The 15,745-nt window shown below is 71.0% G+C and carries 11 protein-coding genes and 1 pseudogene; 8 read left to right on the top strand and 4 right to left on the bottom strand.

Annotated features, from left to right (window positions below):
• Window positions 1–13: 13 nt before the first annotated feature.
• Together LY13_RS15120 and LY13_RS15115 are read right to left on the bottom strand one after the other, a co-directional pair.
• Window positions 14–220, bottom strand: coding sequence for a hypothetical protein (locus tag LY13_RS15120; RefSeq protein ID WP_253829073.1), 207 nt, complete (start codon window positions 218–220; stop codon window positions 14–16).
• Between the two features lie 271 nt (window positions 221–491).
• The gene (locus LY13_RS15115) at window positions 492–1,223 is read right to left on the bottom strand and encodes a CPBP family intramembrane glutamic endopeptidase (RefSeq protein WP_253829072.1); all 732 of its coding nucleotides are present in this window, start codon (window positions 1,221–1,223) and stop codon (window positions 492–494) included.
• Between the two features lie 251 nt (window positions 1,224–1,474).
• Here LY13_RS15115 and LY13_RS15110 point away from each other — a divergent pair, with 251 nt between their 5' ends.
• Window positions 1,475–3,205: a BCCT family transporter gene (locus LY13_RS15110; protein WP_372493836.1), complete on the top strand. Its 1,731-nt coding sequence runs from the start codon at window positions 1,475–1,477 to the stop codon at window positions 3,203–3,205.
• Window positions 3,206–3,371: 166 nt separating this feature from the next.
• Here the strand turns inward: LY13_RS15110 and LY13_RS15105 are convergent, their stop codons facing one another.
• Window positions 3,372–4,205, bottom strand: a complete 834-nt coding sequence (locus LY13_RS15105) for a DUF2470 domain-containing protein (protein ID WP_253829070.1) — start codon at window positions 4,203–4,205, stop codon at window positions 3,372–3,374.
• A 163-nt stretch (window positions 4,206–4,368) separates the two neighbouring features.
• On the opposite strand from LY13_RS15105, the gene LY13_RS15100 reads away from it, so the two are divergent.
• Complete coding sequence (locus LY13_RS15100; protein WP_308216345.1) at window positions 4,369–5,229, top strand: hypothetical protein; 861 nt, start codon at window positions 4,369–4,371, stop codon at window positions 5,227–5,229.
• A gap of 145 nt (window positions 5,230–5,374) precedes the next feature.
• On the opposite strand, the gene LY13_RS15095 is transcribed toward LY13_RS15100, so the two are convergent.
• On the bottom strand, window positions 5,375–5,977 hold the full coding sequence (locus LY13_RS15095; RefSeq protein WP_253829069.1) for a TMEM165/GDT1 family protein: 603 nt from the start codon (window positions 5,975–5,977) through the stop codon (window positions 5,375–5,377).
• Between the two features lie 271 nt (window positions 5,978–6,248).
• Here LY13_RS15095 and LY13_RS15090 point away from each other — a divergent pair, with 271 nt between their 5' ends.
• The 6 genes and pseudogenes from LY13_RS15090 to LY13_RS15065 all read left to right on the top strand — a co-directional run.
• Window positions 6,249–7,856 carry a cytochrome ubiquinol oxidase subunit I gene (locus LY13_RS15090; protein ID WP_253829068.1) on the top strand — a complete coding sequence of 536 codons (1,608 nt, stop codon included), beginning with the start codon at window positions 6,249–6,251 and terminating at the stop codon, window positions 7,854–7,856.
• Between the two features lie 268 nt (window positions 7,857–8,124).
• Window positions 8,125–9,147, top strand: a complete 1,023-nt coding sequence (gene cydB / locus LY13_RS15085; RefSeq protein WP_253829067.1) for a cytochrome d ubiquinol oxidase subunit II — start codon at window positions 8,125–8,127, stop codon at window positions 9,145–9,147.
• Window positions 9,144–12,584 carry a thiol reductant ABC exporter subunit CydD gene (gene cydD, locus LY13_RS15080; RefSeq protein ID WP_253829065.1) on the top strand — a complete coding sequence of 1,147 codons (3,441 nt, stop codon included), beginning with the start codon at window positions 9,144–9,146 and terminating at the stop codon, window positions 12,582–12,584. The genes cydB and cydD overlap by 4 nt, the downstream gene beginning before the upstream one ends.
• Before the next feature lie 23 nt (window positions 12,585–12,607).
• Complete coding sequence (locus tag LY13_RS15075) at window positions 12,608–13,741, top strand: GAF domain-containing sensor histidine kinase (protein WP_253829187.1); 1,134 nt, start codon at window positions 12,608–12,610, stop codon at window positions 13,739–13,741.
• A gap of 73 nt (window positions 13,742–13,814) precedes the next feature.
• Window positions 13,815–14,825 carry an NAD-dependent epimerase/dehydratase family protein gene (locus tag LY13_RS15070; protein ID WP_253829064.1) on the top strand — a complete coding sequence of 337 codons (1,011 nt, stop codon included), beginning with the start codon at window positions 13,815–13,817 and terminating at the stop codon, window positions 14,823–14,825.
• 518 nt (window positions 14,826–15,343) lie between these two features.
• Window positions 15,344–15,745, top strand: a pseudogene (locus tag LY13_RS15065) (hypothetical protein); the annotation flags it as partial.

Raw genomic sequence — 15,745 nt, 5'->3', positions numbered from 1 at the left:
CGGGTCTCGGGCCTTACCCGACCTGTTCGAGCGTGCGCCGGCGTGGCGCGCGCTCCGGGTACGGGCCCCAGCCGTACTCGGCGACCACCGACGGCACGGTCGTGAACACCCAGTTCTCGACGCCGCCGCCCATGATCTCGGCGTACCGCTCCGCAGCCTCCCGGTTCGCGAACCGGATCTGCTGATCTCGCAGGGCGCGGTGCGTGATCTTGCAGGCCATCTCCATCCCCTCCGACAGTCCTTTCCGTCTTCTCGCCGGCACTTCCCCGTAGGCCGGTGTCTCCCGCTCGGCCGCCGCTCGCGGGCGGCGGCGGGTCGCGTCACGACGGAACTGTCGTGCCCGCGACGTACCTTCCTTCGTGTCCGCGGTCCGGGGTCCCCTGCAGTCCCGGCCCGTCATCGATCATCAGTAGAACACACGTTCGATGTGGTCGCAAACCTCCTGGTCATGGTCTTGTCGGTGATCAGCGCCACGGGCGGAGCGGGATCGGCTACGGCAGCCAGGAGACGTGGTCGCGCAGCAGCGCGTAGCCCACGAACGCGAAGACGTCGAGCAGGGTGTGCGCGGCGACCAGCGGCCACAGTCGGTTCGTGCGCTGCCACACGCGGCCGAAGATCAATCCCATGGCGACGTTGCCGAGGAATCCGCCGAAGCCCTGGTAGAGGTGGTACGAACCGCGCAGGACCGCGGAGATGATCAAGCTCGTATTCTCGCCCATGCCGAGCTGTCTCAATCGGGTGATCAGGTACCCGACGACGAGGACCTCCTCGGCGAACCCGTTGCCGAACGCCGACAGGGTCAGCGTGATCGGCCGCCACCACGTCTGGTCCAGCGTCGACGGCTGTACGGCCAGGTTCAGCCCGAACTGCCACATGGCGAGGTAGAACAGTAGTCCGGGGATGCCGATCAGTGCGGCGAGGCCGATGCTCCATCGCAGGTCGGCGGCCTGTGGGCGGCGGGGAAGGCCGATGTCGGCCAGCTTCGTGCCCCCGCGCCACAGCAGGTACACGCCCAGTGCGCCCCAGGCGACGAGCTGAGTGGCACTGAGTAGCTGACGAAGGAGGTCGATTAACTCGTTGGTGGCTTGTGGCGCGTTGATCGCGACACTCTGATCACTCAACGAAGTGGTTCGTAACAGTGAGTCGATCAACGAGAGCAGGGATCGAAGCCCCGCGAAACCAAGTGTGATCGTAAACACAATGACGACTTCGACGGTCAGCATCCGCCGTCGTCGCGCCTCGTCCGCCGTGGGAACCGGCTGTGGAAGCAGTGTGCTGTCAGGTGCAAACCACCTGCGCAGCCAGCGATTCAGACGCTCGCGTGAGCCCGATGACACCGGGGAACGTTAACGCCCCGTCACGGTTTCGGCACCGACCGGGGGAACCGTGAATCATCACGATCCCGCTAACAATGCGGCCGGTTATCGATAAATCGCCCGAACGGCCTACTAGGGTGCAGCGGTTGAAAGAAACGATGAAGGAGGAGAGCCTCGTGGCGGAAACGTCAGCAGCTGAGGCCGCGCCATCCACATCGCCGGACGACCAACCTGCTGGTCACAAGGGGATCGCGCCGAGGGTCTTCTGGCCCTCCGTGATCATCGTGCTGGCCTTCGTCCTGATTTCGGTGATCTTCCCCGACTCCGTCGCGGAGATCGTCGGCAACATTCAGGACGCCGTGATCGGTACGTTCAGCTGGTACTACCTGCTGCTCGTGTCCGTGTTCGTGGTCTTCGCGATCTGGATCGGTGTCAGCCACTTCGGTGACATCAAGCTCGGTCCCGACGACGAGGGCCCGGAGTTCGGTCTCGGTTCGTGGTTCGCGATGCTGTTCGCGGCCGGTATGGGTATCGGCCTGGTGTTCTGGGGGGTGGCGGAGCCGCTCAACCACTTCGCCGGTATTCCGAACCGGGCGACGGGGATCGAGGAGGGCACCGAAGCGGGTGCCCACGACTCGATCCTGCAGACGATCTTGCACTGGGGTCTGCACCCGTGGGCGATCTACGTGGTGGTCGGTGTGGCCATCGCGTACGCCATCCACCGGAAGAAGCGCCCGGTGTCGATCCGGTGGGCCCTCGAGGGCGTGCTGGGTCGGAAGGTCAACGGCTGGATCGGCGACGTCATCGACGTCGCGGCGATCTGTGGCACCCTCTTCGGTGTCGCGACGTCGCTGGGTCTCGGCGTCATGCAGGTCGCGGCCGGCCTGAGCTTCATCGATGTCATCGAGGAGCCGAACAACCTGACCTACGTGGTCCTGATCGGTGCGATCACGACGGCCGCGGTGATCTCCGTGGTCACGGGTCTGAAGAAGGGCATCAAGTACATCTCGAACATCAACCTCGGCCTCGCGGCCGCGTTGTTGCTGTTCGTGCTGATCGCGGGCCCGACCCTGTTCATCTTCCGTGACGCGGTCCAGTCGCTCGGTGACTACCTGCAGAACATCCTGCAGATGAGCGTCAACACCACTGCGTACTCGGGTGAGGACGGCACCGCGTGGCAGGGCTGGTGGACCACGTACTACTGGGCCTGGTGGATCTCGTGGGCGCCCTTCGTGGGTGTGTTCATCGCGCGGATCTCGCGTGGTCGCACGGTGCGTCAGTTCGTCGCCGGTGTGCTGCTCGTTCCGACCGTGGTCGCGATCCTCTGGTTCTGCGCCATGGGCGGCACCGCGCTCTACCGTGAGCTGTGGGGCCAGGGTGGCCTGATCGGTGTCGGCGAGGACGGTGCCGCGACGGTCGACACGAACACGTCGCTGTTCGCCATGCTCGAAGGCCTGCCCGGCGGTTCGGTGGTCATCGTCGGCGCGATCATCCTGATCGTGCTGTTCTTCGTGACCTCGTCCGACTCCGGCTCGCTCGTGGTCGACATGCTGTCCTCGGGCGGCGACCCGAACCCGCCGGTCTGGAGCCGGGTGTTCTGGGGTGTCGCCGAGGGTGCGGTCGCCATCGCGCTGCTGTTGCCTGGTGATGGCGGAGCGCTCGACACATTGAAGCTGGTCGCGATCCTCATCGCGTTGCCGTTCAGTGTCGTGATGATCGGTATGTGTGTATCGATCTGGCGCGAGTTCAGTGCCGAACGCAGGGCGGCGCTACGTGCGCAACGGCGCATGCAGCGCGAGGAGCTCACCGAGCACGTGACGAGCAACCTCGTGGATGCCGGCGTCGTCGAGGACCCGGAGGACGGGACCGACGACAAGGTCAAGGCGTAACGCCTGCCTGTAGCGCTCACGCGCGAGACGAACGGCGCCCCTGGGAGCACTGCTCCCGGGGGCGCCGTTCTCGTGTGCGTGGGCTGTGCGGGCTGCGGGTGCGGTGGCCGCGGGCGCGGTACTGCGCCGCCGGGACTGCGCTGTTGGGCTGCTGGGTGCGGTGCCGTCAGGGTTGCGGGCGCATCGGGCAGCCGACGAGCTTGCGCAGGGCCACTCCGAGCCGCTGCTTGCAGTCGACGGGTTCGTCGAAGGCGAGGCGCACGTCGTGGTCGACGGCGCCGGTGTCGCCGGCGGTGAACGGGTCGGCGCCGCCGAGGTCGCCGGGGTGCTCGACGCGCAGCCGCAGGCCGTAGCGGTCGATGCCGAGCGGGCGGATCCGGCCGCCGCGGAGTTCGTCGGGGACGTGCCGGGCCAGCGCGGTCACGACCTCGGGATGGGCGTGTTCGAGGTGCCGCAGCCAGGTCGACTCCTGGTGGCAGAACGGGTCGGGGCTGGCGGAGCCGAACGTCTGGGCGGTCAGCGAGTGCGTGCCCTCCGAGTCGGCGAGCACGAGCGAGGCGGGCACGAGGTCGAGCATCGTCAGGCCGTGGCCGAGGTCGAGGAGGTCGGGTTCGGCGCGCTGCTCGGCGATCGTCGTGGCGCGGGTGCGGGCGGCGCGTTCGTCGAGACCGCGGAGCCAGCCGGTGAGCCACAGCAGGCCGCGGACGGGGCTGCGCAGCTCGACGGGTGCCTCGTCGGTGATCTCGAGCGTGATGGCGAGTTCTCCCGGCGGGGTGGCGGTGCCGCCGACGGCGAGCACCAGCGGGTCGTCGTCGGGCAGCAGGATGCTGGCTCGGCCGCCCGCGTGCACGTGGTGCAGCACGGGTTCGGTGTGCGGGCCCGACGCGGGGTCGCGGTCGACGGCGGGCATCAGGACGGCGGGTCCGCCACGGGTGGCGATGCTCTTGGCGCGCTCCGCGGGAAACGGGGTGCGGGGCGTCTGCGGACGGGTACGGGTCACCGGTCACCTCCAACTAAGGCGAGGCTAACCTATCTCTCGCGTGAGGGGAATACCGGCGCGACCCTGGTGAGGCGGACGCGGTCGTGGCGTTTGCCGGTCTGTCGTCATCCCGATATACAGGCCGGAAGCGGGCGCTATTAGCGTGTGAGGGGTGTCAAGCGCTGTGGAACTCACGCCCCCCGGCCCTCGCGGAGTCCCTCCGCTGTTCGCTCGGCTCGTCGACGACTCGGCGCTCTTTCCGCCCAGCGACGCGGCGATGCCGGAGGCGCTGAAGGGGCACTTCGCTTCTCGTGGCGGGGACCGGTCGGGCATGCTGGGCGTCTTCCTGTGCCAGGCGTCGCGACTGCCCGAGTTGATCACGGAGCTCATCAAGATCAAGCCGGCCGAACCGCTGCCGCTGTCGCTGATCATCGACACGGGCCTCGGTGGGGTGCCGAAGGCGATCTCGATCGTCGAGTCCCGGAGCGAGCTGCTGGCGCTGAAGATGGTCGAGATGCCCGCGCCGTCGGACGTCGACGAGACCTGGCTGGAGCGGGTCTCCGAGTTCGTCCCCGAGGATGTCGTGCGCGTGGTGGAGCCGCGGCGTGGCGTCGGCTGGCTCGACGGTGTGCAGAAGGTCATCGAGCACGGCAGCAGGCCGAAGATCCGCTGCGGTGGCCAGTCGCCGGAGAACTTCCCCGCTGTCGACGAGGTGGCCGACTTCCTGGCGGTGGTCGCGAGCTCGACGGGTGCGACGTTCAAGGCCACGAACAGCCTGCACCGCGCGGTGCGGCACACCGCCGACGACGGCATCGAGCACCACGGGTTCCTGAACCTGCTGGTGGCGTCGGCGCGGTGCCTGTCGGGAGGTGACGTCCGCGGAGCACTGGCGAGCACGGACGGTGCCGCGCTCGCGGAGGAGGCCCGTGGCCTGTCCGACGAGGCGGCGACGGCGGTGCGCGCCATGTTCGCCTCGTACGCGTGTGCGGAGTTCGACCGCCCGGTGGGCGACCTGGTGGACCTGGGGTTGCTCGAGGCGCTGTGAGCACGTCTCCGGCCGGGCGCGGAGCGGGGAGCGGCCACGGCCGGCGTCGGCGTGAGCCGTTCCGCCGTCTCGGTCGCTCCGTGGTCTCGGTCGAGTCGGCCGTCCCGGGCCGAGTGGCGGCCTCACTCGAGCCCGCGCCGCGGCCTCAGCCGAGTAGTGCCGTGCCGAGTGCGTAGGCGGCGAGTCCCGCGAACACCACGCCGGCGGCCCGCTGCAGCAGGTGCGGGCGGATGCGGTGGCGGAGTTTGGTGCCGACGCCGATCGCGAGCGCGGTGACGCACGCGACCGCCGCGAACGCGCCGAGGCCGACGGCGAGCGGCTCGGCGTAGCGGGCGGCGAGACCGGCCGTGGCGAGCTGGGAGGCGTCGCCCCATTCGGCGGCGAACAGGACGCCGAACGACGCGGTGGCGGCGCGGAGGAACGGAACGCGTGGCGGTCCCGCGCGCATGGCGTCTTCGTCACCGTCGTCGCGGGTGCGGAATCCCGAGCGCAGCAGGATCGCGGCGCCGATACCGAACATGACGCCCGCGGCGACGGAAACGAGCCGTCCCGGAAGTAATGTCAGTGCACTGCCGAAAACGACGGCGACGAGCGTTTGAACGGCGAACGCCGCGGTGACGCCCGTCCACACTGCGCCCGCGCGGTAACGCGTGGTCAGCACCAGCGTCGCGACGGTGGTCTTGTCCGGCAGTTCAGCGACGAAGACCAGCGCAAACGCCGTCAGGAAGGCCGGCAGAGCAGTGGACATCAGTGATTTCACCCCTTGGTCACTTCAACGATAAAGGGGAATCGTCGAAAATCAAGCGGATCGATCCCGCGAATCGGCATTTTCGGCGTCTACGGAAATTGCTCGAACCTGTGGCTCACAATTTTTTTCGCCGTGCCGAAATCGCTTCCTGTGGAGGGCGAACGGTCCCGTTCGACGGTGGTCGCGGCGGGGTCGCCGGGACTTACGTCCCGGCGTGGTCGGGACCGCCGTACCTGCCGCCGGTACGCGCCCGCGGAGCAGAGTCGTGGTCGTGGAAGTACTGGAGCTCGCGCGGTGGCAGTTCGGGATCACGACCGTCTACCACTTCCTGATGGTGCCGTTGACGATCGGCCTCGCCGTGCTGGTCGCGGGCATGCAGACCGCGTGGGTGCGCACCGGCAACGAGCGCTATCTGAAGATGACCAAGTTCTGGGGCAAGCTGCTGCTGGTCAACTTCGCGATGGGCGTGGTCACCGGCATCGTGCAGGAGTTCCAGTTCGGGATGAACTGGAGCGAGTACTCCCGGTTCGTGGGGGACGTCTTCGGTGCGCCGCTCGCGATGGAGGGTCTCGTCGCGTTCTTCGTCGAGTCCGTGTTCCTCGGACTGTGGATCTTCGGGTGGGACCGGCTGCCGAAGCGGGTCCACCTGGCGTGTGCGTGGGCGTTCTCGCTGGCCACGGTGGCGTCGGCGTACTTCATCCTGGCGGCGAACTCGTGGATGCAGCACCCGGTGGGCGCCGAGTTCGTCGACGGGAAGCCGACGATGAACTCGATCTGGGCGGTGCTGACCAACAACACGGCGCTGGCCGCGATCCCACACACCGTGGCGGGGTGCTTCGCGGTGGCCGCGGCGTTCGTCGTGGGGATCGCGGCGTGGCGGCTGTGGCGCAAGCGCGGTGAGCATGACGAGCACCGCGCGGTGTGGCGCTCGTCGGTGAAGCTGGGGGCGTGGACGGGCGTCGTGGCGTTCGTCGTGCTCGTGGTCAGTGGCGACTTCCAGGGCAAGCTGATGTTCCAGCAGCAGCCGATGAAGATGGCCGCCGCGGAGGCGCTGTGCGAGACCGAGCAGCCCGCGAGTTTCTCGATCATCGCGGTGGGAGACGTGGCGGACGCCGACTGCGAGAGCGTGAAGACCTTCACCGTGCCCGCGTTGCTGTCCTTCCTCGCGGAGGGCGACTTCTCGTCCGAGGTCAAGGGCGTGCAGGACCTGGTCGGTGAGTATCAGGACAAGTACGGCTCGCACTACCCGGACGACCCCGCGCTCGGCGAACTGGCGGGCAAGCCGGTGGACTACGTGCCGAACCTGCCGGTGACCTACTGGGGTTTCCGGATCATGATCGGCTTCGGCGCGCTGTCGATGTCGATCGGCGTGGCGACGCTGTGGTTGACGCGCGGCGGGCGGATCCCGGGCGGCCGCTGGTTCCCGTGGATGGCGCTGGGCAGCATCGCGCTGCCGTACATCGCGAATAGCGCGGGCTGGATCTTCACCGAGATGGGCAGGCAGCCGTTCGTGGTCGTGCCGAACCCGGATCCGAGCGGCGTCGACGGGGTGTGGATGTACACCGCGATGGCCGTGTCCAGGGTGTCCGAGGGCGAGGTGTGGCTGTCCCTGGTGTCGCTGACGCTGCTCTACGTGGTGCTCGGCGTGGTCGAGGTGTTCCTGATGGCCAAGTACGTGCGGGGCGGCGTCGAGAGCGTGATGCCCGCGAAGGTCGCGTCCCGCCTCGGGACGGGTGGTGACGGTTCGGGCCGTGGCGGCTCGGGCGACGGCCCCGGTGGCGGCGGTTCTGGTGGCAGCGGTCCCGGCGGCGGTTCGGGTGGCCGGGGCTCCGCGCCCCACGACACCGAGGACGACGAGCCGTTGTCGTTCGCCTACTAGAGGAGCCCGCACACCGCACGTGTCGACCGAACCTGCCGTCCGAGGAGATGCCGTGATCGTGATGTCCGGTGGGTACGCCCCCGCCCTCTCCGGGGGACGACCCCGACTCCACCCTACCGCCACGAGGGGTTTTCCCAAGGCGTGGCCAGCAAGTTGTGGACAACTCCGATTGTTGTGCACAGCCGGCTGGGGAAAACAGGTTTCACCTGAAACATGTCGGACCGCCGTGGTAGCGCGCCTGCGGCACGTTCCGGGGCGGGTGGGCTGAATGGAACTCGAACTCGTCTGGTTCGTCGTCATCGCGTTCCTGTGGCTGGGCTACCTGTTCCTCGAAGGCTTCGACTTCGGGGTCGGGATGCTGCTGCCGGTCCTCGGCCGTGACGACACCGAACGCCGCGTCATGATCAACACCATCGGGCCGGTCTGGGACGGCAACGAGGTCTGGATCATCGTCGCGGGCGGCGCGACGTTCGCCGCGTTCCCCGACTGGTACGCGGGCCTGTTCTCCGCCGCCTATCTGCCGCTGTTGTTCGTCCTGCTCGCGCTCATCGGACGCGGGGTCGCGTTCGAGTACCGCGGCAAGGTCGACTCCGACCGCTGGCGCCGCGCCTGGGACAAGGTCATCGTCGTCGGCTCGACCGTGCCGCCCATCGGCATCGGCTTCATCATCGCCTCCACCGTCCTCGGCCTCCCGCTCGACGCCGACGGCAACCGGGTCGGCTCGGCGTTCGAAGCCTTCCGCTGGGACACGCTCCTCGGTGCGCTCGCCGTCACCGGCTTCTCCCTGCTGCACGGCGCCGTGTTCATCGCGCTCAAGACCGACGGCGACATCCGCCGCCGCGCACGCCGCCTCGCCACCGCCATCCTGCCCGTCGCGATCCTGCCCGTCGCCGCGTTCGCGGTCCTCGTGCAGGTCCGCCACGGCTCCGACTGGACGTACCTCTCGCTCGCGGTGACCGTCGCCGCAGCGCTCGTCGCCTGGTGGCGCATCGCCGCTGGACGCGAGGGGCAGGCGTTCGCCGCACTCGGCGTCGCCATCACCGGCACCGTCGTCACCCTGTTCGGCGCCCTGTTCCCCGACGTCCTTCCCTCCACACTGGACGCCGCGAACTCGCTGACCGTCCACAACGCCTCCTCCGGCGACTACACCCTCACCGTCATGACCTGGGTCGCCGCATTCGGCACACCTGCGGTGCTCGTCTACCAGGGCTGGACCTACTGGGTGTTCCGCAAACGCATCAAGACCTCGCACATCCCCGCCCCGCACACCACGCAGCAGGTGTCCTCATGAGCAGTCCCACCCGCGACACCCTTTCCGCTACCGGCACCGGCGCCGAACCGTCCACACCGGACACGCCGGTCCGGTCGCGGGTGGGACACGGCCCGCTCGGCGCGCTACCGGCACTGTCCCCGGCGGCGCGCCGAGCGTTGGCCACCTCCGGCGTCCTCGCTCTCCTCGACGCCGCATGTCTGGTCGCGCAGGCGTTCCTGCTCGCCTCCGTGCTCGCCGACGTCGTCACCGCGGGAGGAGCCGGACACACCGGCGACCTCGCGCCCCGCCTCGGCCTGCTCCTGGCCGCCGTCGCCGGACGCGCCGTGCTGGCGTGGGCGATCCGCGTCGTCGCCGCCCGCGCAGCCGCGGGCGCCAAGGAACAGCTCCGCGCCCACGTCCTCGACCACGCGCTGCGCCTCGGCCCCGAATGGATCGACCGCCGCGGTCCCGGCGAACTCACCGCACTCACCACCACCGGCCTCGACGCGCTCGACGCCTACTTCACCCGCTACCTGCCCGCACTCGTCACCGCCGCCGTCGTACCCCTCGCCGCGGGCGCGGCCGTGCTGCTGGCCGATTGGCCGTCCGCGCTGCTCATCGCCGTCACGCTGCCGCTGCTGCCACTGTTCGGCGCACTCATCGGCTCCTACACGCGCGACCGCGTCGCCGCCGCGAGCGACTCCGTGGCGCGCCTGTCGGCCCACGTGCTCGAACTCGTGCGCGCCCTGCCCGTACTCGCCGCGTTCCGCCGTGCCGACGCGCAGGCCGACACCGTCCGCCGCGTCTCCGACCGCCACCGCCGCGCCACCCTCGGCACCCTGCGTGTCGCGTTCAGCTCGGCGCTGGCCCTCGAACTCGCCGCCACCCTGTCGGTCGCCCTCGTCGCCGTCGTCATCGGCGTCCGCCTCGTCCACGGCGACCTGCCCCTCGCCGTCGGACTCGGCGTGCTCCTGCTCGCCCCCGAGTGCTTCGCGCCGCTCCGGGCCGTCGGCACCGCGTTCCACGCCAGCACCGACGGCGTCGAGGCCGTCCGCCGCGTCACCGACGTGCTCGCCGAACCCGCACCGTCCGGCGGCACGCTGCGCCCGCGGCGCGGCGACATCCACGTCCGCGACCTGCGTGTCCACCGCCGCGGCGGCGACGCCCCGGACGGCGAGACGTTCACCGCGAGACCGGGACGGATCGTCCGGCTGCGTGCGCCCAGCGGCGCAGGCAAGAGCACGACCCTCGCCGTCCTCCTCGGCTTCGTCCGCCCCGACGCCGGCGACGTGGAGGTGGCCGGGACGGCCCTCGCCGACCTCGACCCCGACGCCTGGCGCGAGTGCATCGGCTGGGTCCCCCAGTCGCCCGCGTTCACCGGCGGCACCGCGGCCGCCGAGCTCGCCCTCGCCGCCCCCACGCTCGACCCGGCCGACACCCGCGACCTGCTGCACCGCCTCGCACTCGACGGCCTCGCCGACCGGCCCGTCGCCACGCTCTCGGTCGGCCAGCGTCAACGACTCGCCGTCGCCAGGGCCCTGGCACGGGTACGCGCAGGGGCGTGGCTGCTCCTGCTCGACGAACCCACCGCGCACCTGGACGCCGACAACGCCCGGCGGGTCCACGAACTCGTCGACGAGGCGGCCCGCGCAGGCTGCACCGTCGTCGTCGCCGCCCACGACCGCGCCGCGCTCGACACCGGAGACGCCGACACCGCCGCCCACGCCGCCGAGACGCCCGGCCACGAGCACGACCACACGTCCGGCCCGCCCGCGGACCCGACCCGCACCGTCGCTCTGCGCAGGCTCGTCGACCGGCGATTCCTCGGCGGCGTCGCGCTCGGCGCCGGGTCGCTGATCGCCGGGGTCGCGCTGACGGCCACGTCCGGCTGGCTGATCGCCCGCGCGTCGCAGCAACCACCGATCCTCATGCTCAGCGTCGCCGTCGTCGGTGTGCGCACGTTCGGCCTGGCCAGGGCCGCGCTGAACTACGCCGAACGCCTCGTCACCCACGACGCCGCGTTCCGCATCGCCGCGACCCTGCGCGTCCGCCTGTGGCGCGCGCTCGTCGCGAGGGGACCCGCGGCGGCGCTGCGCCGTGGCGCCGAGCACCGGCGCCTCGTCGGCGACACCGACACCGTCCGCGACCTGCTGCCGCGTGTGCTCACCCCGCCGCTCGTCGTGGCCACCGTGCTCGTGGCCGCCTGCACGGCCGTGACCCTCGTCCTGCCCGCCGCGGGCCTGGTGCTCGCGGTCGCGGTCGCCGTCGCCGCGGTCGCGGCTCCGTGGGCGGCTCTGGTCGTGGAGCGCCGCGCCACCGCCACGCTCGCGTCCGGTCGCCGCACGCTCGACGAACGGGTCCTGGCCCTGTTCGACACCGCGGCGGAACTGGTCGCCGTCGGAGCCCACCGCGGCAGGCGCCGTGAACTCGCGCGACTCGACACGCGGCTCGCCGCCGCGGCACGCAAGCAGGCCTGGGGAGACGGCGCCGCCGACGCCGTGATCGTCGCCGCCACCGGGGCAGCCTCCGTCGCGGGCGCCTGGCTGGCCGCGGGCGCCGTCGCCGCCGGGACCCTCCCATCCGTCGCCGCACCCGTGGTCGCCCTCGTGCCACTGGCACTCGCCGAGGTACTCGCGCTGCTGCCACCCGTCGCCCAGCACTGGGACACCCTCCGCGACGCCCGCGCTCGCCTGGCCGCCGCCGCGGACGACACCACCGACCACGCCGGCAGCGGTGACTCCGCCGACCACGCCGACCCGGACCACGCCGCCCCGACCGCTGCCGCCCCGAACGTCGCCGAGGCACGCGAACACGCGGACGGCGGTTCGACGTGGAACCCGGGCCGGGTGCGGTTGCGTGGCGCCGACCTCGCCTGGCCGTCGAGTGCGGCCCCGGTGTTGCGGGACGTCGACCTCGACGTGCCGCCGGGCGCGCACGTCGCGGTCGTCGGCCCGTCCGGCGCGGGCAAGTCCACGTTGCTCGCCGCGCTGCTGGGGTTCCTGCGGCCGGTGCGCGGCGAGGCCGACGTACCTGCGCGCGTCGCGTGGGCCCCGCAGGATCCGCAGCTGGTCTCGACGACCGTCGCCGAGAACCTGCGCCTCGCCGACCCGCACGCCACCGACGCCGAGCTCACCGATGCCCTGCGCACCGCGCACGTGAACCTCGACCCGCGCACGCTGCTCGACTCCGCGGGCGCCGGCCTGTCGGGCGGGCAGGCGCAGCGGGTGGCGCTCGCCAGGGCACTGCTCGCCGCGCCGGACGCCGACCTCGTGCTGCTCGACGAGCCCACCGCCCACCTCGACGCGCCGACGGCCGACCATGTCCTCGGCGACCTGCGTGAGGCGCTGGCAGGAAAAACGGTCGTGCACGTCACCCACCGGCCCGAGGAGGTCGACGGCGCCGACCTGGTGCTCGAAGTCGCAGGCGGGCGGGTGCGCACGCGAGCCGCGACACGTCAGCGAGCACCCGCGACATGAGCGGTCGTACCGTCGGAAGTCTGATGGAACCGAACGTCGCCGCGCGCGCCCTGTCCGCAGCCACCGAGATCACGACGACCGTGCTGTCCGGGGACGATCCCGACGCCGTGCTTCCCATGGTCGTGCGGTCCGCCGTGCAGCTCGCCGACGCCGACCTCGGCCTGCTCATGGTCCGTGACGAGGACGGCGGTGTCACCGTCGAGGCCGCCTACGGCGCCGACACCACGGGGCTCGTCGGCCTCGTGCTGCCACCCGAGTCGGCGGCGGGCCGGGTCGCGGGCGGGGCCGAGCCGGTGTTCGCCGACGACGTCACCAGCGACCCGCGCACCTCCCAGTTCGTGCCCGCCGAGCTCGCCGGGTACGGACCGTTCGCCGCGGCCCCGTTCGGCACCGGCGGCAAACGGCTCGGTGTGCTGACCGTGTATCGGTCGCCGCACCGCGCGCCGTTCGACACCGGTACCGGGGAACTGCTCACGGCCTTCGCGGGGCAGGCGGGCGTCGTGCTCGCGCTCGCCGATGGCGCCGACGCGCGCCACCGGCTGACGCTGTACCAGGAGCGCGAACGCATCGCCCGCGAACTGCACGACGTCGTCGCCCAGCGGCTGTACGCGGCGGGCATGCAGCTCGACCGCGTGCACCGCAGGCTGCACCGGCGGTTCGCGCGCGCCGAACGCGACCGGCTCGGCGAGGCCATCGAGCAGCTCGACCAGACGATCGAGGAGATCCGCGGCACCGTGCGTGAGCTGCGCTCGCCCGAACCCGTGCCCGAGACGCCCGACGCCGGCGACCTCGCCGAGTCGGCGCGCTCCGAGGTGCGCATCGCCGGTGAGCTGCTCGGCTATCCGCCCACGCTCGAACTGTCGGGCGAACTGGCCGGCATCCCCGGCGAACGGGGTGACCACATCCGCGCCGCACTGCGCGAGGCACTGTCCAATGTGGTGCGACACTCCGGTGCGAGCGAGGTGCGGGTGACGCTCGAACGCGACGAGAGCGAGGTCCGGCTGCGCGTGCGCGACAACGGGTGCGGCGTTCCCGCCGACGTCGCCCGGCGCGGACTCCGGCATCTCGCCGAACGCGCCGATGCCGCGGGTGGCCGGTTCGACGTCAACTCCTCACCCAGCATGGGCACGATGGTCGCCCTCGAGATCCCGCTGTAGGGAGCCGCGCCGGGTGTGTTCGCCCGTCGCGATACGCCTGGCGGCACGGTCACCGGCAGGGGAACGTGTGGGTATGCGCCTTCTCGTTCTCGGCGGCACGACGGGGTTGTCCGGGCAGGTGGCGGCCGAGGCCGTCACGCGCGGGCACGACGTGGTGTGCGCCGCTCGTGGACGGTCAGGGTCCGTGCCGGACGGTGCCCGCCTCGTCCCGGTCGACCGCGACGAGCCCGGGGACGTCGAGGCGCTGGCCGGTGAGCGGTTCGACGCCGCCGTCGACGTCGCGACGGGTGCACTCGGCTGGGTTCGCGACACGCTCGACGTGCTCGGCGACGACACTCCACACTGGACGTTCGTCTCGAGCATCAACGTCTACGCCGACGTCGCGACGCAGGGACAGACCGTCGACGCGCCGCTCGTGCCCGCGGTGCACGACCCGCGCCACTTCGGACTCGACGAACTGACCGTCGCCACCTACGGCGGTACGAAGGTCGCCAGTGAGCAGGCCGTGCGTGACCGCCTCGGGGGCGACCGTGCGCTCGTGGTGCGACCGGGGATCATCAGCGGCCCCGGCGACATCATGGACCGGTTCGGATACTGGGCGGCACGGTTCGCGGGCGGAGGCCGGGTGGTCGTGCCCGACACCCCGCGGCAGCCGATCCAGCACGTCGACGTTCGCGACCTGGCCGCGTGGCTGGTCACCGCGGCGGAGAGTGGACTCGCGGGCGTGTACGACGCCGTCGGCCCCGTGCTGGAACTGGGCGAGGTCCTGGCCGGGCTGGCCGAGGCCGTCGGAGCCGACGACCTCGAGCTCGTCCCGACCCCGTCGGACGAGCTCACCGCGGCCGGCGTGCAGCCGTGGGGCGGTCCCCGTTCGTTGCCGCTGTGGCTGCCGCCGGACTACTACGGCCTCGCGGCACACGACCCGGTGCCCGCCGCGGAGGCCGGGTTGCCGAACCGCCCGCTCGCGGACACCGCACGCACCGCCCTCGCCGACGAACGCAGCCGGGGTCCGGACCGCACCCGCGCGGCGGGCCTGACCCTCGACGAGGAACGGGCCCTCCTCGACGGCCGCCCCCTCGACTGAGGCGAGGACTCCTTCCTCAGCCTGATGGTCCCGGGCTCGTGACGGAAACCGCGGGTGTGACCGTTCGACCGACCGGGTCGGCGGGGTTTGTTCCGGTCGTCGTTGCCTGCCCCGGCAGGAGAAGCCGGCCTGGCCAGGAGTGGCCGGCCCCTGAACCGTGGTCGTGCGGGTAATCCGCCCCAACACACGCACGGCTGGCGAGCACCGGGGTCTCCCGCAACTGTCGGATGGGACGAGTAGCCACGCCCTGCCCAGAAAGCCCACGAATATATCTGGATGGTTGACGGCAACCACTCAGAAGCCTCGAGCGGTCATTTCATGCAGTCCATAACCGGCACAGTTCTGCAGCGTAATTCCGGGTTTATGTGCTGGTCGAGACCGTCGCGCGAAGTAATCGGCGGCTCCATCCGGGTCTGCCCAGTGGTGTTTTTGATCGACTTGTCGGCGTGTGGACCCGGAGCCGTGCCACTCTATTGGGCAATGGTGTGTTCGACCATGGGTTCGATAGTGTGGCGGTTGTGGATGACATGGGGGACGGCGTTGGGGCCATGATCGAGCGGGTGCGGGAGCTGCGTGCTCGGCGGGCGCGGCTCGATGCCGAGGAGTTGGCGCTGTTGGCCGAGATTGCGGCGGTGGTGGGTGATGACCGTGGTGTGGCGGAGGAGTTGACGCCGGTGTTGCGGGTCTCGACCCGTGAGGTCGAGCGGCGTGTCGACGCTGGCAGGTTGGTGGCGGGGCGGATGCCGCGGTTGCTGGCTGCGATGCGGGCCGGTGAGGTCGAGTCGTATGGGGCCAGGCGGGTGTTGGCGGTGACCGGCCCGCTCGAGGACGACGCCGCCCGGACCGTGGACGCGTTGCTGGCGGAACGGTTGGTGGAGACGTCGGAGACGGCGTGGCAGCCGGGGAATCTGGCCCAGCGG

This window comes from Prauserella aidingensis (assembly GCF_024171865.1).
Classification (GTDB): domain Bacteria; phylum Actinomycetota; class Actinomycetes; order Mycobacteriales; family Pseudonocardiaceae; genus Prauserella; species Prauserella aidingensis.
Note: the sequence above shows the minus strand (reverse complement) of the source record. Positions and strands in the feature narration are given on the sequence as shown.